This is a genomic window from Paenibacillus sp. sgz302164, from assembly GCF_056120505.1.
The window spans coordinates 1-17,771 of the sequence record NZ_JBVYOL010000037.1 but is presented as its reverse complement, the minus strand read 5'-3'; the positions used below and the strand labels follow the sequence as shown (position 1 = coordinate 17,771).

The following is a 17,771-nucleotide window of genomic DNA, read 5'->3' as shown; positions in this document are numbered from 1 at the left end:
ACGTCAGCTTTTTACGGCTCCCAACGTGACGCCTTTGACAAAATATTTTTGCAGGAACGGGTACACGATCAAAATCGGAAAAGTCACGACCATCGTTATCGCCATGCGAACCGACTCGGGCGAAACTTTGGCAATGCTTTGCGAGGCGTTCGGATTGCGGGATTCATTGCCCGTCTGCGTGCTTTGAATCACCTTCGTCAACTCATATTGCAGCGTCGTCAATTTGATGTTCGTGCTGTTGTACAAAAACGTGTCAAACCACGAATTCCAATGCGCGACCGCGATAAATAAAGCAATCGTCGCCAACACGGGCTTGCACAGCGGCAAAATGATTTTCCAGAAAATCGTCCAATCGTTGGCCCCGTCGAGCTTGGCCGACTCCTGAAGCGCATAAGGCAGGCCGTCCATATAGGAGCGGATGACGAATACGTTCCAGACGCCGAGCAGCCCTGGAATGATGTACACCCAGAAAGAATTGAGCAAATGAAGGTTGCGCATCAGCATGTAGACGGGAATCAGCCCGCCGGAAAAGTAAAGGGTGAGCGCAAACAGCATCGACATCGGCCTGCGCGCCTGAAAGTCCGTGCGCGACAGCACGAAAGCAACCATCGAAGCGCTTGCTACGCCCAGGATCGAGCCCAGGATCGTGCGCAGCACCGAGTTCTGAAAGCCGATTATAAGTCCCGGGAAGCGGAAAATTTGCTCATAGTTTTGCAAGGTAAACTCGCGGGGCCATATGTGGATGCCGCCTTTTACCGTATCCGAGGAGTCGTTGAGCGAGATCGCCAGCACATTGAGAAAAGGGTACAAGGTGGCGGCGGCCGCTAACAGCATGATGACGTAGAGAAGCAGATCGAAGGCCGATTCGGTTTTGCTTCTCCCTACGCGCACTGGCATGAGCGTACCTCCTAAATAATCGTTTCTTTGGTCACTTTTTTGTAAATCGTATTGGCCGTCAGCACCAAAACGATACTGACCACGGAGCTGAAAATGCCGATCGCCGTGCCGTAAGAGAAGCGGCTGAGCTTGATCCCGTAATTCAGCGCGTACAATTCGAGCACTTCCGAATAGTCGGTAACGAGCGAGTTTTGCAGCTGAAACTGCTTTTCAAAGCCGATGCTGATCAGATTGCCGATCGAGAGAATGAACACCACCATGAACGTAGCGCGGATGCCCGGCAGCGTAATATGCCAAATCCGCCGGAAACGGCCGGCGCCGTCCACCGTAGCCGCTTCGTACTGCTCCTGATCGATTCCCGCCATCGCCGCAAGGAAAATGATCGAGTTCCAGCCCGTTTCCTTCCACATGTCCGAAGCGGTAACGATGCCCCAGAACCAGGTCGGCTTGGCCATAAACTGAATCGGCTGGTCGATCACATGCAGCGCCATCAACAATTCGTTGATCGCTCCGTTCTCGACGGCAAGCATCTTCGTGACGATGCTCGCGACGACCGCCCACGATACGAAGTGCGGCAAATACGAAATCGTTTGCATCGAACGCTTGAACAACTGGCTGCGAAGCTCGTTCAAAATGACCGCAAATACGATCGGAACCGTAAAGCTTACGATCAGCCCCATGACGCTCATGCCCAGCGTGTTGCGCAGCACAAGATAAAAGCGCTCGTCGGCAAACAGCTCCTTGAAGTTGTCGAGCCCCACCCACTGCTGGTTGAGAATCGGCTTGCCCGGTTTAAATTTTTGAAAAGCCATCAGCCAGCCCCACAAAGGGACGTAGCTGAATATGACGATCCATATGACGAAAGGCACGGACATCATGTACAAATACCGCTGCTGAACCATTTTCCGAAAAAACCGCGAAGACGGCTTTCGCCCCGCAAGAAGCAGTTCCCGATCGGCAGGCAGCGTTTTCATAAACTTCCCTCCCCCTGGTTGTGCGGCCCGCTTTTCTCAAGCCTCCGCTATGTATGTATTCATCATACTGGAAGACAGACATGTAAAAAACCGTATAAATTCGTCATCAAATCATGTCAAAACAGCGCTTGCAAAAAGACAAAAAACCCCGGAGCCTCATTTGCTCCCCGGGGTCCTTTTTATGCAGTTGTCAGTCTCAAAGCAACGCTCATGCATGTATGCTGTTGTCCGCCGGAAACACAAGCCCTATTTGCCTCCTGGCCTCGTCCATAATTTCCAAAGTGATTAAAGAATTCGCATGGGAATTCGTAGCGGATTCCAGCCTGCCGCTTCGGATCAGGCCGATAAATTCCGCAGCTTCGTACATCATCGCTTTGCCGGTTTGCGCCTGCGTCAACTCCTCCACGCTTCCGTTCCGATAGCGGATTTCCACCTTGCCGGGGGTGTTGATCTGATCAATGATCATCGTCCCGTCCTCCCCTTGAATTTCTACAGGGGCATACGAACTGCTAATTTTCGAATGCATGAGCACCGCGTCCATATCCTTATAGCTCAGGAGGAGGCTTCCCTCTCCGTCGACACCGGATTCCAGCAGCAGTCCGCTCGCCTGAACGCGCTCAGGCTTGCCGAACAGAACAGCCAACGGATAAATGCAGTAAACGCCAAGGTCCATCAAAGAGCCGTTGGAAAAAGCGGGATTAAAAGCGTTCAGCACTTTACCTTGCTTATAGGCGTCATAACGGGAGGAATACTGGCAGTAGCTTGCAAAAAAGCGGCGGATTGGCCCCAGCTTGTGCAGGTTGTCCCGAATAGCCCGGAAATTCGGCAGCAGCGTCGATTTGAGAGCTTCCATGAATACGACGTTGTTCTTGCGCGCAGCCTCAATTATTAAGGCCAGCTCGGCGGCATTGGAAGCAGCCGGCTTCTCGACCAGCACATGCTTGCCATGATTCATGAGCAAAACGGCCTGCTCCGCATGAAACGAATTCGGGCTGGCAATATAAACCGCGTCGAACTCACCGCTCCCCGCGAACGCCGCCAGATCCGTGAACACGTGCGGAACCTCGTACTTTTCGGCAAACTCCCGCCCCTTCTCCTCCGTACGTGAATATAAAGCAGCCAGCACAAACTCCCCCGTCTGCCTGGCCGATTGAATGAACTCCTCCGTAATCCAGTTGGTGCCGATAATAGCAAATCGTATCATATCTTGGACTTCTCCTTCGCGCATTTGATTAGCTTGCCTTCTAATTAACTATATCATTTTTTGCGGAAGAAGATGAGATTGCAGGCCCGCGGTATCCATGATATGGTAAAATAGTTTGAAACGACTCGTTAAAGGGTGGTGCAACAACCAATGTTGAAAAAAAACGTTATTATGTTCATATCGGGAATTATCCTTAATTTGGCGATATGCTCCGCTGCCGTTACGGCTTCGGAGTATGCGGACACTCCGTCGGAGCCGGCGGACGGCTTGCGCGTCCCTAAGACGTTGACTTTGCTGGAAGAAACGCCGTACTACAAAATTCCCAACGTGTCTCTTAACCAACCGGAAGGGACTTTTGCCCCCCAGGAAGTCGAAGTCATAGAGGCAGAGCCCTATTGGGCGCAATCAGGAAATTGGTGGAAAATCCGCACCTCCTTCGGCGACAGGTGGGTCAAGACCTTTCCGAGCAGCATTGACGTACCGCCTCCCGCCGCAGTAACGCTGCTTGAAAACACGCCCCTATACGCCAAGCCGGACAGCTCCGGGCAGCCGACAGCAGCGCTTTCTCCTCAGGATGTCAACGTTGTCGGCGCGGAAAAACAGTGGTTCTACAGCTCAACCTATATCGGCAGCGAAATGAAATGGCTGAAAATCAGCACGACATGGCTCGGTGACCAATGGATTCAATTACCTCGCCAAAAGATAGGCCTCATTCGACCCGTAGACCGGAAATCGTTTTATTTATATGCGGAAGTATTCGAAACGCCGATAACCGACTACACGAATTATGTCCCTTTGAACACTGCCCAATTCCTGCGTCAAACCGCCGAGTTTATTTCTCCCGAAGGTACGACCTACCGGGTAGAGACCGGGAGCGGACCGAAATGGACAAGGGAAACCGGCATGGTTATTGCGAAAACGAGCGAAACGATCACGCGTCGCATCCGAACGCCGCTTTATCCATACCCGTGGCCTTACGGGCAGGAAGATCCTGTCATGATCGAACCGCAAACCGTAACCGCGCTGGAAAAAGCGGAACCCGAACCTTACATGAGGGAAAGCGTTTGGTATCATGTCGCCACGAATAAAGGCGAAGGCTGGATCAACGGGCATTATGCCGATCCCGAAGATGCCAAGCCCGAAACCGCCGAGCTCCGGCTGAACGCGGATGTTACGCAATTATACCGCTACCCCGGGACCGGGATTTTGCTGCATTACGGCCAAATAGGACCGCAAAAGGTCCGCCCCGCGGCCGCCTGGACCGATCCGAACGACACTCGCTGGTACCGGATCGAGACCTTCCTCGGTCAGGCCTGGATCACGATTCGTCCGGATAAAGACCGGATTGTGCTCCCCGACCGCGGGCAGAATATGCAGCTTATCGTCCAAAATAGCTACAAAGGAGCTATTTATAACCAGGACGGCATCTATACATTTGGAAACGAGAAAGCCGGATTTATGAAGGACAATCAAATATATTTCGATTCCGGCTTTTTAGCGAAAATGTACCGATTCACGGTGACAGGCCCCGATGCGAAGGGCTGGTGGACCTTTGACAGCGGCGCGGGATATTCGTTCAGGCTAAAAGCCGGCGACAACCAGGTCACGACCTCATGGAACGGCGGCAGCAGCCGCACCGTGCTTCTGCATGCCGCGCCGGCCGCCGCCTCCGCCGATGCAGGCGCAGGGAATCCCCCTGCTCTGCGCATCGACGATTTGCGGACCCTTTTCGGCGCTTTCACCGAAGTGTCCGCAGGCGGCAGCGAAGTCCTCCTCGGCGCTAACGGCTACACACCCGAATCGGTCCAATTTCCGAGCGCCGTGGACGGAAACCGCCTGCATCTGTCCGCCCTGCTTTACGATGAGGACCGACCGGATCAAAACATGCACCGGCTGAAACCCGTGCTGTATGTATACGACCGTGACTCCGGCAATCCCGACGATCCGCAAGCTGCGGCATCGGAGGCGTATCTGTATTCGCTGGATTTCAACCGGGGATTATATGAAATATCCCTGAATAAGGAGCTGAAATCAGGAGTCAACCGTTTAAGCGCAGTATTAAAAGTCGGCGAACGAATACTATTCCGGCGAGACTTCGACGTAACGGCAAGGGATGCGAAGCTGCAGCCATAAGCCGCTCTCTGGCCTCGCCCTCCGGAACCGATATCACCCTGCAGGTGGCAAGTACCAAAGCAAAAAAGCCTGTTCACTTCAGCTCTTTTCGCTGTTTTGAACAGGCTTCTTTTTTAATTGGACAGGACTATAAGATTTTGCTGAGAAATGCCTGGGTACGTTCATGCTCGGGCGAGCAGAAATTTTCGGAAGCGACGATCATCGTGATGCCTTCATAAGTGTGGAAATTAACTGCCAATATTCATCATGGCCAAAAGGTCAAAAAACAAATGCACGATAATGACAGGGACGATCCTCCGGCTTTTGACAAAATAAATGGAGAAAATAAAGAAACTTAGCCCGACATATAAAGCCGGTATTAATCCTTGATATAGATGATATGAGATCTGAATCAGAGTGCTTGCAACGACCGCTACTTCTTCTTTTTTGGCCAAATACTTCAACTCGGTTATTGTGTAGGCCCTGACAATCAATTCTTCAAAAAAAGGATTGATCAATATGAATGTGAAGTAAAATATGGATATGTTTGATTTTAGAAAATCAATGTTTTGAGGCCCTTGAGAAAAGCCCGGAGAGATAACGAGCGCAATTATGTAAACAATATAGATGCCGAAATACAGCGCTAACCCGTGTAAAACATCCGTTTTGCGAAATTCAAAACCAAGATCTTTAAAAGTTCTGCCTTGCTTGTACAGGACAACATAAAGCAATCCTAGCGAAAGCACTTCCCATACGATGCTGAACATAAATTGAAAATCCGGGTTATGACTTGAAGTATTGCCTGTTTGAAAAAGATAGATTGAGTTTATAACAAGTGGAGATATCGAAATCAATAAAACTATGACTAATGAAAGTAGGCGAATTCGGGCTTCAGTTCTCACTTGTTAACTCCTCTATGTCATTTCACTCCGTTTCAATACTGAAAATAACGAAATAATTCAAGTTTTTTGCATCCCGTTCCTCTTTATCTATAATTCTGAACTCATTCGATGCGGGATCTTGGATGACAAAGTACGACTGGCTATTCTCTCTGAAAAGCTTCTTCGCAATGTCGATGGCATACTGCTTGGTCATATAAATATTCCCCCTCAATGAAATTATCGGTCTTGGACGTTTCTAAAATAAGTTGAATTGCAGGTAAGCCCCCTTTCGTTCATCTTTAATAAATAGTAAGATTATACCATATTTTTTGAGGGAGCGGCAGATGGCAGCATCTCTTCGAGAAGTTATTTCGAAAGTAATAATTCAATTTTGGAAATGACCTCGGCCAAGGTCTCCTCCGGTACTTTACAAATGAATGCGGCTTGACGGGATTGCCAGTCAAGACTTTTCACTTGGTCGGATAGAATGACCCCCTCGATCGGCAAGTTCTGCGGAATGATTACCTCAAAGGGATAACCCTTGATCTTTGAAGTTACCGGACAAAATAAAGATAAACCGACCTTCCCATTATACGATGCTGGCGATATAACTAAGGCAGGTCGCTTTCCAGCTTGCTCATACCCCAATTGCGGATTGAACTGCAGCCATACCAAATCGCCGCGATCTGGAATGTACCGTTCTACCATGACTCTCGACCTTCCGGATTACCTGTAGAGATTTCATGATGAATGTTATCCGGGGTAACCTGTGATAATAATTCTTCTAACGTTTTTGACTTGGGCTTAATTACAAGATGACCATTTTCTATATCAAGATCGACTTCAGAACCTTCCTCAAGACCCACTTTGACTGCCAGCGCTTTGGGGATACGAATACCCAAGCTATTGCCCCATTTTTGAACCTGCAGCATAAATCTCGCCTCCAATAATGTTTATACAAAGTTTAAACAAAATACAAGGAAATGTCAATCAAGGCCGGGTGGTTGGGGGCAATCCCTAATTGATTCGGGCATGTTATAAGAACAATCATGGACATCACTCCTGTCATGAAGTTTCTGCTCTGTTTTCTTGTCTCTTTTCCAGTAAATAATACCTTCAATTTGTTCTGTCTGCTCTTGTCTGCTCATAATTTAGTTTATTTGCCTTCAATAAACTAGCGATTAGGCTCTCTAAGGCCAAACTTTGATTAGTTGTTTAAGAAGTGAGTCATTAACCTTTGTCTTACATTCAAATGAAATCTATGCTTAAAATATATTAGCGATGCCGCGGCAGAAAAAAAACCTTGCGAGGGTTAGTCGCAAGGTGGTTCAACCCGCTTTTTAATCGTTGAATTCGCTTATTAAATCATCTAAGAAATCTACCCTTAAAACAAGAGGATCACTTTTTAGCTGATTCAATAAATTCCTAACAGCAATTGGATTACTTTTAATGTTTATAAGACACATATAATTGTTTGTGTGAAATGCCGTCCCCTTTTCGCAACTATGGTTGGAACTTCCAATAGTCACGATATGAGATTCTGCCTCCTCTTTCGAAATACTGTCTTTATACCAAACGTTAATTTGATAACCAAAAAAATACCCTTTTAAGAACCACAGCAATATCAATAATATTGGAATACCAAGAAAAATAAGTGTGTACTTTACCCTGAGCTTCATCCTAACCTCCATTATTTAGATACATACGTCCAAGATGAATATTGTTTAAAATCATCAATAGTCACCCCGTCTTGTGGGTTTACTAAATTCATAACAGCATTTACGTATGACTTTCCATCGCTACCTGTGTAAATTAATGATTTATCAAATCCAAATTTATCTGCTACTTGATCAAGGGAAGTGATAACTGCTTTATTATCTAAAGCAAATTTAAAAGCTTCATCTAAATTATTATAATGCTGTCCTAAGTATCTTCCCTCGTTGTTATTGTAGAAGTCCATTAAGGTCGCAATTTGTACGCTAATTGTAGCTTTTCCATCTGTGGAACTAATAATTTTATAATTTTCGGTAGCTAAAAATTCATGATTTGCTGTGATTGCTTCTGCTTCCTTCACACCATAAGTATTTGAAATTTGGAAATTCCAGCCAAAATGTCTGTATGCATCAGCTTCGTTATCCCAAGTAATCAATGTACCTTTGTAGTACTGTGGGTTATGGGCTTTGGCATACTCACTAGCTTTACTTCTCATAACCACTCCTGCATAAAGTCCATAAAGTGCAGCCGTTTGAGCGCGATCACTATTGTAACCTAATTGCCCCATTTGGACAGCATCAGAATCTAATTCACGCAAAGAAAAATCGTGTCCAGTTGGATCAATTCTTGTCAAAGGATTATTTTGCACATACGTATAGAGGTTCAAACTCAACGGATTATCCAATTGCCCCTCATACGTATCTTGGAATATAAGGCTTGAATGTCCAATAGTTAAGGCGGGATTGCTCCCGCCCATAAATTCATTCTGTATGCTGATGTTGGTGTCTTAATGCTTCAATATAACAAATACGTTTGTCTTCCGAAAACGAATAATACACTTTGTATTTATCGACCAAAATCCTGTATGTTCCTAGCCAAGATGGCTCATTTGCTGGAATAGCCTCCAATAACACAGCTATCTTTTGCTCAATCTTACGAACCAAATCAACTTGATAACGCTTCGTTTCTTCTTGGGTAAAATGGATGCTTTGGATTTGCTTTAAACTCTTCCTTGCCGAAAGTGTCCATTTTATGTTCATTATAACTGCCCTTTTTCAATTGCCTCTATAATGTCCTCAGTAGAATATACCTCGCCGTTAGCGATATCCTGTTTCGCTTGCATAATTAGAGCTTTCAGTTCCTCATCGCTCTCAATGTCCTCTTGGACAATATTTTTCAACGGCTTGACCAAATAATGTTTGCCTTCAATATCTACAATCGTATTCTCATTGTCGTCAATCCACGCCTTAAACAATTCTGCGTGATTACCTTCAAGCTTTTTCAGCATTGTGGGAGTTCCCCCCTTGGAATGGTTCTTATTTCAATATTATATCACCCTATATTCAGTTTCGATACAGGCGCGATATATTCCGTCTTATTCTTCATCATCTTATACACGATATTGACCAACTTTCGCATGATACAAACGATGGCCTGCCCTTTCGTCTTGCCTTCTGCCTGCTTCTTGTTATAATACTCCAAAAAGATCGGATTCCGCGGCTCTTGATGTCTTCTGGACAACGCCAATTGGCGGCAAGCTAGTTGAAAGAACAACTCATGCAAGGCGCGATTGCCCTGTCTCGTCTTCGCATGCTTGATTATGCCCCCAGAACCGATATCAACAGGAGCTATTCCTGCGAACCGCGCAAGCTGATTGGCAGAACCAAAGCGGTGAATATCGCCTATTTCAGCCACTAGATTTGCTGCACTAACTAAATCAATCCCTGTCATGCTCTCCAGCTTAAAACCTAATTCCTTCATCAACGGCTTGATTTCGCTCTCTACCTGCGCGATTTCCTTCTTGTGGAATCGAATTTCCTTCACTAAACTTTTAACGATGAAATCACGCTTGTCCTGAAAATCATTCTCCTGCTGCCCATCGCTTTGAATCAGGGACATAATTTGTTCTGCTTTCTTCGTAGAACATGCGTAATTGCTCAATTTCCTCAAGAAATGGGTTAGCTCATCCAATTCAATGCTCTGCAAGTGCCTTGGCGAAGGGAAACGGTGAAAGAAGCCCAATGCCGTCTTGCCATCCAATTCAGAGAAAAATTTGCGGTATGTAGGGTAATGGTGCTGTAGCTGAGAATGAAGCTTTTTGATGGAAAATGCCTGTCCCTTCATACTCGCATTCCGCCTAGATACCAATTGCTTGATCGCCCAGTAATGGTCAATTGGATTCGCAACAGGTAAACGATCCAAGTCCTCCATCAACACGGTAGCGATACATTGCGCATCCCATGAATCCGACTTCTTAACTGTGTTTTGACTCTTACGCTTGGCACTCGATAGCTTGCTGCTGACTTCTTTGACTATGTATTGCTTCTTCTTGAGGAACACGGTCAGCGTTCTTCCGTAGTTCGTTGTATCCTCCAGCCCAAATATGATCTTGGTAAACTCCGTTTTAGTTCGCTGTTTTTCGATGACCTTGAGCAATTTCGGAAAATCCGATGGCTTGTTTGCAAACGTAACTTCAAACAGCTTCTCACGGTAAAAGTTCATACCTACAGCGGTATGCTGATGCTTGTGCGGATCTATCCCCACATATAAATACTCAATTCGTTCTTTCATCCTATCCATCCTTTATATGTAAAATAATTGCATTTGAGTGATTGATAAAGGGCAGTTCGCAACTTCCGATTTCGAGCGTTAACCGTAGCGATTCGCAAAGATACAAGAGCAATACCACCCTTTAGCAATCACTCAACAGGGATTTTATTGTCAAAGAACAAGGTGGAAGGTTGGATTCGCAACTTGGAAACAAGCGTTCACCATGTTCCTTACATGATGCGCAATGATACTACAGCAATATGCCAACCCTCACATGAATCTTTCAGCTACCTACTGGCTTTCATGTCACTAGCCAAAAAGGCTTTTTCCATTCGCAAATGAAGCAGTTCCAAACGCACATTGGCTTCAATCTGATGAACAGCAAGCAATACTTCTTCCATCAACAGTTTTTCAACATATTCTCCGTACTGAAAAATGTGGTCATACATCGCCAACGTACACATTTCAGCGGTTCTCAGTTGCTTGGAATAGGTATCTTCTTGCTGCACTAATTGACGATACTTTTCAACCAAAGCCTCCATCCTGTGACCGCCTTTCATATAATGGCTTGATGCTTGCCAAGCGCTTGAACATTGGCATAACGGTACATGCCGCTATAGAAATCTTTGCGGTCAAGAATACGTTTGACTTGGACTTTGGTAAAGGAACTTCCTTGCCGGGTGGTTAAGTTTTCAAGATTCAGTTGACTTGCAATTTCAGACAAACTCCATGTCGGGTATAATTCCTTTAATTCAAATACACGTTGTACAACAGCAGCTTGTCTCTCGTCAATCTCAATAACTTTAGAACCCTTCTTTGCCGTATAGCCAAATGCTGCCCGGCCTCCTGCATAACCGCCTTCCTTGGCTTTCTTGTTACGTCCTCTGCCCAGTTTCATTGCAATTTCTAAGCGTTGGTAGGCATCTAACAATTCCATCAAGCCGTTAATCAGGAAGTCGGAAGGGTCTTTCTTATAGATGCTGTAGGTTGGCTGCTCAATGGATTTTACATCGACGTTATGTTTCTTAAACTCCCGATGAACCAAAACTTTAACAATGTCGCTACGCCATAAGCGATTCGTGTTCAAAACGACTACAGCATGAACGGATTGAGTAGCGATAAGGGATAGCATGTCTTGGAACCCCTGACGATCAACCTCCAAAGTATCCTCATCTACTTTTGCGCCGCTAATTCCTTCATCACTGAATACATGAAGCAGGTTCCAGCCTTGTTGCTGGCAATAGGATTCAATTTCTTCTTGCTGATAAGATAAGCTGTAACCATCCTTGGCTTGTCCTGCTGTAGACACTCGAATATAGCCGATGACATTCATTGAAATTGCCCTCCGTTACAGAAATTGAGATTTTCGTTACGATATAACGTTATTTGGTAATAATGCAATTATAATTCCGCTATTTCGTAATGTCAACATTGCGTTATTGCACCATAAATTAATTTGCTCTATCATTAACTGTTAGAAGGAGGGCTCGGTAGATGCACCTGATTATTAAATTAAGTGACATTCTTAAGCAACGCGGTATGACACAAAAGCAACTTTCAGAGCTTACCGGAATTAGACCAGCAGCCATTAGTGAAATATGCAACAATCAGAGAACTTCAATTAATCGGGAACACCTTGAAAAAATTGCCGAATGCCTTGAGATACAAGATGCCAGTGAAATTTTCCATTTTAAAAAGTAACGTGTGCAGCAGGGGAATACTAAAATTTATTTGTTAGGAACTGAATCGCTCCAATTACTAACACCGATGAATGTAAGCATCAGATACGCAATATACAGCCATTTTCAAGCCTTCAATCAATGTAAATTACCCCCGATTATCATTAGAAAATAAAATTATTATTTTAATGGTCATACAATCGTAGAAATCGTTTGTTTACTCGTGTTTACTATTGATTCCAAACGTTTACTTATGTTTACTTGCAATTCATATGTATGTTCAAGCTAAGTCGAAAAAGCCTTATAAATGCTGCTTTTATGGTCATTTTCGATGAAATTAAAAACGCAATCGTATCGCTAACAAAACGGTGTATGTAGATGACTTCTAACTCAATTTTGAATAGTCTATGTACAGCGGTTTTAACTGAGTCTGGCTTGGGAATTGCAATTTCCTTGCCTGACTCTTTTTGCTTGCGTATGTAGATGTAGCATAAATTTGTTTTAGCTCGGTTTCACTGAACTGAGCGTGAAGAACTTTGAACCCAAGTATGCGTTCAATTTGATTAATTTGATGCGAGTGGGATTGCAGCCAGCTAATCGTAAGACCTTCTAAAGTTTCGGGCAATTTAATATGTTTCAAAGTCCCCTTCGTCGTATGTTCGAAAAATTCTTTGGTCAGCAGGTCTATAGCCCGTCTTTTCGATGAATATTCCTTCATCTCCCTATAGCTTGGACTGATTTCCATTCGGAGCAATCCATGAGCTTGTTCGATGATTTCCCGCGGTGCTTTACGTATGATACATTCCTTTTGTTTGTTGTAGAATGTAACGCGTCTACTTTTGTTTTTATGAGTTACAGTTTCCATATAGCCATCCATATGCGGCTTCATGAAGCGAAGTTGAATCCCGTTTAACTGCTTCACATATTCAGATACTTGTTCATGGACTTGAAAATTCCAGCATACGTCAATTCGTGTTAAATACCAGTCCTCCGTTCTAACGTGAATGTCAAACAATTCGTGTAACCTTTGATGCAACCTTTGGAAGAAAAGAGGGATATCGCTTTCTTTCAGGAGAGCTACATTGTTACCGTAGAGAAACTTGGGGATGGAAATTTGAATTTTAAGCAGTTGAATATTTTCTTTGTATTCGATGTACGGCAGATATGTGTCATGAATGATGTATGTAGATTTATGTAGACCTGTATCATGATCATAGTAAGTTATCGGTTTATTTTCGTATGTAAAGAGTAATTGACGGTCAATAGGGATATTCGTTTTTAAAATTATGGTATCGAACAATGGCATCCTCCTAGAGTTTGATAGATTCTAAAAAATGAGAAAAGATTCGGCATGTTATAAGAACAATCAAGAGCATCATTCCTTTCAATGTTTTTACTGTACTTGACGTGGGAGTACGATGTATCACTCCAAAAAATTAACTTATTTTATTTTTAAATTTAACATATTTTACGTTTAATCATAAGAGTATCCTTCGACTAATCTCCCTATCATCCTCTCTTACTTCCCCCTGCTGGTAAGTTTATCCTAACAAATTGTGCATGTACAAGTCAAGATATTTTTTAACTTTTTTTATTTTATTGTCTTGGAGAAGAATCAAATAGGGTACATCTCCTTCATCTTCTCTTCATTCAGAAATTCATGCCGGAGTCGGAACAGAGTTTGATTTTCTCCAGCTTTTCCAGCAATGCCGAATTGCTTCAAAATATGAGGATAGGCTTTTTTCGTAACCGCGCCTTCCTGTAAATAAAACTTATGTAGCATAGCCAGCATGCCCGAATAAGCAATATTTCGTGGGATGAAGTCCATCTCACCAATGTCTTCCGCAAGCATGGCAATTCTCCGATGAACCGTGTGCTTATCCGCTCGATCCATATTTTTAGTTTGCGTAATTGCGGGTCTTACAACATAATCACTTTCAGTTAATTGCGCTGTAGGAGCCTTACTATTGACAGCTTTACCGTTTTTCTTTTCGTAACAAGTTTCATGGAGTGCCTTGTCACATAAGCGGATACAACTTTCTGAAACAGTCACGATTCTCGACTCGTTTCCAGCGTCGTCTACTACATGTAATTGACTATTCTCCGTATCGATATCGTCCTTGGTAAGATTTAATATTTCGCTGTATTGTTTCCCGTATACACCGTTGAAAATCAGAGAGACAATGACCGCATCCTGTGCATTGACACATCGATTCATAATTGAACCAATTTCATCCTCAGTCCAAAGCGTTTTGTTACGTCGAAGGATAAATTGTTCTTTCCATTCTGTGGAAACTCCATCAAGCGGATTGTTTTCTTTCCAGTATCCCATGGCAATTGACCACCGTATATACAAATCAATCCACCGGACATTGTTCTTAGACGAATGCTCGGTAGTTGGCATAAGCAGAGAGAAATAAGGGATAAGCTGCTTCTCATTGAACGAGTATAAGTCTTGATTTATTGTATATTCGATTGAAGCTGCTACCTTAAACAAACGATGTATGACTTTTTGACTACCCTCATTATACTGGATCATGAATTTTCGTTTTATTTCTTCATTGAACATTCGATCTTCATAGATGACATTTGCCATGAACATCAACTCTTTTAACATATTTTATTTTTATAATACCATGTATTATTATATTTGCAAAATATTCATCTGCATAGTCAGTCCCTGAAATCCTGACGAGTAAAAATGAATCTCTGTCATTGTGGAGTTAATTCGGTAGAGATTGAGCAACACAACGTAGAGATTCCACAGAAGGGAGGTTGTGAGTTCAGTGGAAAATACACTTTGCTGCGCCGTACTTCTCGTTGTTAGCGATGCCGCGGCAGACGAAAAGAAACCCCAAGAGAGTTGTTAGCTCGCTTGGGGAAAAGATTTTGATACGAAAGAAAATTTTAAGGGGTTATATAAGTCTTTAATTCATCGTTCCAAATTTTCACGACAGTTCCGTTTCGGTTAATTAACTTTCTGTCCTTCCAGTGTTCAATCAATAAGCCTGAAAGTCCTTTTTCACTTATTTCTTTTTCGGTTGGTAATTCGATGTTTATATTACGACTGGGTTGTCTTGCAATTGTATCAATATCTTCATAGTTGTCAAACTCAACATCACACTCACTACACTTATAAAACAATTCATTTGATGTTGTATCTTTAACCAGCAGAATCCATCCTTGATTGCAATATGAACACCAGTCAACTTTTGTATTATATTTTTCCAACTTTTCACCACCCTAAAATTAATTTGAAGGAAATGCAGTAACAATTTTATTTGTTTGGATATCCTCAACTATAACTGTTATATTATTCAAAATCGCACCTGTGCCATTATAGCCGCCCTCTAGTCCTGCTTCTGCATAAGGGATAACATACTTATAATTTCCTTTGCTGCTATCATATACAGCCTGAATGTTATTTTGTTTTGCATAATCCATTGCTTTTTCAACCGTGGCTATTGGGTCGTCTGCAAATACACCATGAAGTGGTTTAGTTAAGTCATCCTGCCCATGAAGCATAACGTGTTCTTTGGCAGTTTCTCCTTTCCAGTTGACCCTACTCCAATCACAATTTGAATTATGCACCCAAATGCCAAGGTCACTAACAAAGTAGGTGTGGAACTCATCAACTGTCATGTTGTAAACCGTGACGTGCTTGTGTACCAGTTCGATGCTGTCTACCTTGAGTGTATTTTCATCACTTTGAACAAGCAAGTCACCAGGCTTAAGGTCTTTGACGAACGTCCACCCTTTATCCTTTACATAGAACGGATGGTTATAAGTAGCTTCAATCGTTTGACCGCCCACATGGATGTTGTAAATCTCATCCGTCTCATGGTTAAACGTAGCCGTAACCTCTTTGTATGCTACTTCGCCAGTCTCTTCATCCTTCGAGAGAACCTTATCTCCGACTTGAATGTCTTCGATATTTTTCTCCCCTTCGTCCGTTTGAATCTTAGTTCCAGGGGCAAAGCAATTGCATCCATTTACTAAGTTTTTAACAAGATCCCAAGTTTCTGCTAATGCACCTTTGCTATTTTTTGCAGCTTCTGTTGCAGTAGATGCCCCACCCTTATCAGGAGAAACTATGCTAAAAAACATGTATAGAGCTATCTGAGCACGGCTTTCTGGAGGAGTATTAGGATCGTTCAGATAATAAGCTTGTTCTTCTGGTGTCATATCCCTTACATTTTTAATGCAACCACAAGTACTGGTGTCCTCATTCATTTCTTGTGCTACGTGCCCACTAGGGTCAACATATCTTAAAGGATTATTCTGCACATACGTATAAAAATTCAAACTTAAGGGATTATTGACTTGTCCCTCGTTCGTATCTTGGTCAATAAACCGCTCTATTCAAAACAAAAACGATGCAACCAGAAGATTGCACCGCTGCTCTATCCAATATTATACAGCTTCTTCTTTTCTAGGAACAATCAAAACATATTCCGTCTTATTCTTCATCATCTTATACACAATATTGACCAACTTTCGCATGATACAAACAATGGCCTGCCCTTTCGTCTTGCCTTCCGCCTGTTTCTTGTTATAATACTCCAGAAAGATCGGATTCCGCGGCTCTTGATGTCTTCTGGACAACGCCAATTGACGGCACGCCAGTTGAAAGAATAACTCATGCAAGGCGCGATTGCCCTGTCTCGTCTTCGCATGCTTGACTTTGCCCCCAGAGCCGATATCGACAGGGGCTATTCCTGCGAACCGTGCAAGCTGATTGGCGGAAGCAAAGCGGTGAATATCGCCTATTTCAGCCACTAGATTTGCTGCACTGACTAAATCAATCCCCGTCATGCTCTCCAGCTTAAAACCTAATTCCTTCATTAATGGCTTGATTTCGCTCTCTACCTGCGCGATTTCCTTCTTGTGGAATCGAATTTCCTTCACTAAACTCTTCACAATAAAATCACGCTTGTCCTGAAAATCATTCTCCTGCTGCCCATCGCTTTGAATCAGGGACATTATTTGTTCTGCTTTCTTCGTAGAACACGCGTAATTGCTCAACTTTCGCAAGAAATGGGTTAGCTCATCCAATTCAATGCTCTGCAAGTGCCTCGGTGAAGGGAAACGGTGAAAGAAGCCCAATGCCGTCTTGCCATCCAATTCCGAGAAAAATTTGCGATATGTAGGGTAATGGTGCTGTAGCTGAGAATGAAGCTTTTTGATGGAAAATGCCTGTCCCTTCATACTCGCATTCCGCCTAGATACCAATTGCTTGATCGCCCAGTAATGGTCAATTGGATTCGCAACAGGTAAACGATCCAAGTCCTCCATCAGTACTGTAGCGATACACTGCGCATCCCATGAATCCGACTTCTTAACCGTATTTTGACTCTTACGCTTGGCACTCGAAAGCTTGCTGCTGACTTCCTTGACTATGTATTGCTTTTTCTTGAGGAACACGGTCAGCGTTCTTCCGTAGTTCGTTGTATCCTCCAGACCAAATATGATCTTGGTAAACTCCGTTTTAGTTCGCTGTTTTTCAATGACCTTAAGCAATTTCGGAAAATCCGCTGGCTTGTTTGCAAACGTAACCTCAAACAGCTTCTCACGGTAAAAGTTCATACCTACAGCGGTATGCTGATGCTTGTGCGGGTCTATCCCCACATATAAATACTCAATTCGTTCTTTCATACTATCCATCCTTTATATGTAAAATAATTGCATTTGAGTGATTGATAAAGGGCAGTTCGCAACTTCCGATTTCGAGCGTTAACCGTAGCGATTCGCAAAGATACAA

21 protein-coding genes are annotated in these 17,771 nt (G+C 43.6%); 2 read left to right on the top strand and 19 right to left on the bottom strand.

Annotation, left to right across the window (positions count from 1 at the left end; all coding sequences use genetic code 11):
- Positions 1-3: 3 nt before the first annotated feature.
- The 3 genes from AC0LWT_RS35265 to AC0LWT_RS35255 form a co-directional block, all read right to left on the bottom strand.
- Positions 4-897 carry a carbohydrate ABC transporter permease gene (locus AC0LWT_RS35265; protein ID WP_474686413.1) on the bottom strand — a complete coding sequence of 298 codons (894 nt, stop codon included), beginning with the start codon at positions 895-897 and terminating at the stop codon, positions 4-6.
- An 11-nt stretch (positions 898-908) separates the two neighbouring features.
- Positions 909-1,799, bottom strand: a complete 891-nt coding sequence (locus AC0LWT_RS35260) for an ABC transporter permease (protein WP_474686485.1) — start codon at positions 1,797-1,799, stop codon at positions 909-911.
- A gap of 280 nt (positions 1,800-2,079) precedes the next feature.
- Complete coding sequence (locus tag AC0LWT_RS35255) at positions 2,080-3,075, bottom strand: Gfo/Idh/MocA family protein (protein ID WP_474686411.1); 996 nt, start codon at positions 3,073-3,075, stop codon at positions 2,080-2,082.
- 150 nt (positions 3,076-3,225) lie between these two features.
- Here AC0LWT_RS35255 and AC0LWT_RS35250 point away from each other — a divergent pair, with 150 nt between their 5' ends.
- Positions 3,226-5,208 carry an SH3 domain-containing protein gene (locus tag AC0LWT_RS35250; protein WP_474686409.1) on the top strand — a complete coding sequence of 661 codons (1,983 nt, stop codon included), beginning with the start codon at positions 3,226-3,228 and terminating at the stop codon, positions 5,206-5,208.
- A gap of 227 nt (positions 5,209-5,435) precedes the next feature.
- On the opposite strand, the gene AC0LWT_RS35245 is transcribed toward AC0LWT_RS35250, so the two are convergent.
- The 11 genes from AC0LWT_RS35245 to AC0LWT_RS35195 all read right to left on the bottom strand — a co-directional run bounded on the left by AC0LWT_RS35245 (position 5,436) and on the right by AC0LWT_RS35195 (position 11,664).
- Positions 5,436-6,089: a CPBP family intramembrane glutamic endopeptidase gene (locus AC0LWT_RS35245; RefSeq protein WP_474686407.1), complete on the bottom strand. Its 654-nt coding sequence runs from the start codon at positions 6,087-6,089 to the stop codon at positions 5,436-5,438.
- Between the two features lie 22 nt (positions 6,090-6,111).
- A complete protein-coding gene (locus AC0LWT_RS35240; protein ID WP_474686405.1) occupies positions 6,112-6,282 on the bottom strand; it encodes a hypothetical protein in 171 nt (56 codons plus the stop codon).
- Between the two features lie 152 nt (positions 6,283-6,434).
- A complete protein-coding gene (gene mazF / locus AC0LWT_RS35235) occupies positions 6,435-6,776 on the bottom strand; it encodes an endoribonuclease MazF (RefSeq protein ID WP_474686403.1) in 342 nt (113 codons plus the stop codon).
- Complete coding sequence (locus tag AC0LWT_RS35230; RefSeq protein WP_474686401.1) at positions 6,770-7,000, bottom strand: AbrB/MazE/SpoVT family DNA-binding domain-containing protein; 231 nt, start codon at positions 6,998-7,000, stop codon at positions 6,770-6,772. The genes mazF and AC0LWT_RS35230 overlap by 7 nt, the downstream gene beginning before the upstream one ends.
- 408 nt (positions 7,001-7,408) lie before the next feature.
- Positions 7,409-7,747 (bottom strand): hypothetical protein, encoded by a 339-nt coding sequence (locus AC0LWT_RS35225; RefSeq protein WP_474686399.1) that lies wholly within the window; start codon positions 7,745-7,747, stop codon positions 7,409-7,411.
- 11 nt (positions 7,748-7,758) lie between these two features.
- The gene (locus AC0LWT_RS35220; RefSeq protein ID WP_474686397.1) at positions 7,759-8,466 is read right to left on the bottom strand and encodes a DUF6973 domain-containing protein; all 708 of its coding nucleotides are present in this window, start codon (positions 8,464-8,466) and stop codon (positions 7,759-7,761) included.
- A 76-nt stretch (positions 8,467-8,542) separates the two neighbouring features.
- Positions 8,543-8,821: a type II toxin-antitoxin system RelE/ParE family toxin gene (locus AC0LWT_RS35215; RefSeq protein ID WP_474686395.1), complete on the bottom strand. Its 279-nt coding sequence runs from the start codon at positions 8,819-8,821 to the stop codon at positions 8,543-8,545.
- On the bottom strand, positions 8,821-9,069 hold the full coding sequence (locus tag AC0LWT_RS35210) for a hypothetical protein (RefSeq protein WP_474686393.1): 249 nt from the start codon (positions 9,067-9,069) through the stop codon (positions 8,821-8,823). Before AC0LWT_RS35210 ends, AC0LWT_RS35215 begins: the two co-directional genes overlap by 1 nt.
- A 44-nt stretch (positions 9,070-9,113) precedes the next feature.
- Positions 9,114-10,352, bottom strand: a complete 1,239-nt coding sequence (locus AC0LWT_RS35205) for an IS110 family RNA-guided transposase (RefSeq protein ID WP_474686391.1) — start codon at positions 10,350-10,352, stop codon at positions 9,114-9,116.
- Between the two features lie 266 nt (positions 10,353-10,618).
- Positions 10,619-10,873: a hypothetical protein gene (locus AC0LWT_RS35200; protein WP_474686389.1), complete on the bottom strand. Its 255-nt coding sequence runs from the start codon at positions 10,871-10,873 to the stop codon at positions 10,619-10,621.
- A 14-nt stretch (positions 10,874-10,887) separates the two neighbouring features.
- Positions 10,888-11,664: a recombinase family protein gene (locus AC0LWT_RS35195; RefSeq protein WP_474686387.1), complete on the bottom strand. Its 777-nt coding sequence runs from the start codon at positions 11,662-11,664 to the stop codon at positions 10,888-10,890.
- Positions 11,665-11,825: 161 nt separating this feature from the next.
- Here AC0LWT_RS35195 and AC0LWT_RS35190 point away from each other — a divergent pair, with 161 nt between their 5' ends.
- Positions 11,826-12,032 carry a helix-turn-helix domain-containing protein gene (locus AC0LWT_RS35190; RefSeq protein WP_474686385.1) on the top strand — a complete coding sequence of 69 codons (207 nt, stop codon included), beginning with the start codon at positions 11,826-11,828 and terminating at the stop codon, positions 12,030-12,032.
- Positions 12,033-12,395: 363 nt separating this feature from the next.
- On the opposite strand, the gene AC0LWT_RS35185 is transcribed toward AC0LWT_RS35190, so the two are convergent.
- From AC0LWT_RS35185 to AC0LWT_RS35165, 5 genes are all read right to left on the bottom strand, one after another.
- Positions 12,396-13,310, bottom strand: coding sequence for a hypothetical protein (locus AC0LWT_RS35185; RefSeq protein WP_474686383.1), 915 nt, complete (start codon positions 13,308-13,310; stop codon positions 12,396-12,398).
- A gap of 315 nt (positions 13,311-13,625) precedes the next feature.
- Positions 13,626-14,606, bottom strand: coding sequence for a phage lytic cycle repressor MrpR family protein (locus AC0LWT_RS35180; protein ID WP_474686381.1), 981 nt, complete (start codon positions 14,604-14,606; stop codon positions 13,626-13,628).
- Between the two features lie 311 nt (positions 14,607-14,917).
- Positions 14,918-15,241 carry a hypothetical protein gene (locus AC0LWT_RS35175; RefSeq protein ID WP_474686379.1) on the bottom strand — a complete coding sequence of 108 codons (324 nt, stop codon included), beginning with the start codon at positions 15,239-15,241 and terminating at the stop codon, positions 14,918-14,920.
- A gap of 18 nt (positions 15,242-15,259) precedes the next feature.
- Positions 15,260-16,243, bottom strand: a complete 984-nt coding sequence (locus AC0LWT_RS35170) for a polymorphic toxin-type HINT domain-containing protein (RefSeq protein WP_474686377.1) — start codon at positions 16,241-16,243, stop codon at positions 15,260-15,262.
- Between the two features lie 180 nt (positions 16,244-16,423).
- Positions 16,424-17,665 (bottom strand): IS110 family RNA-guided transposase, encoded by a 1,242-nt coding sequence (locus AC0LWT_RS35165; RefSeq protein ID WP_474686375.1) that lies wholly within the window; start codon positions 17,663-17,665, stop codon positions 16,424-16,426.
- Positions 17,666-17,771: the final 106 nt, after the last annotated feature.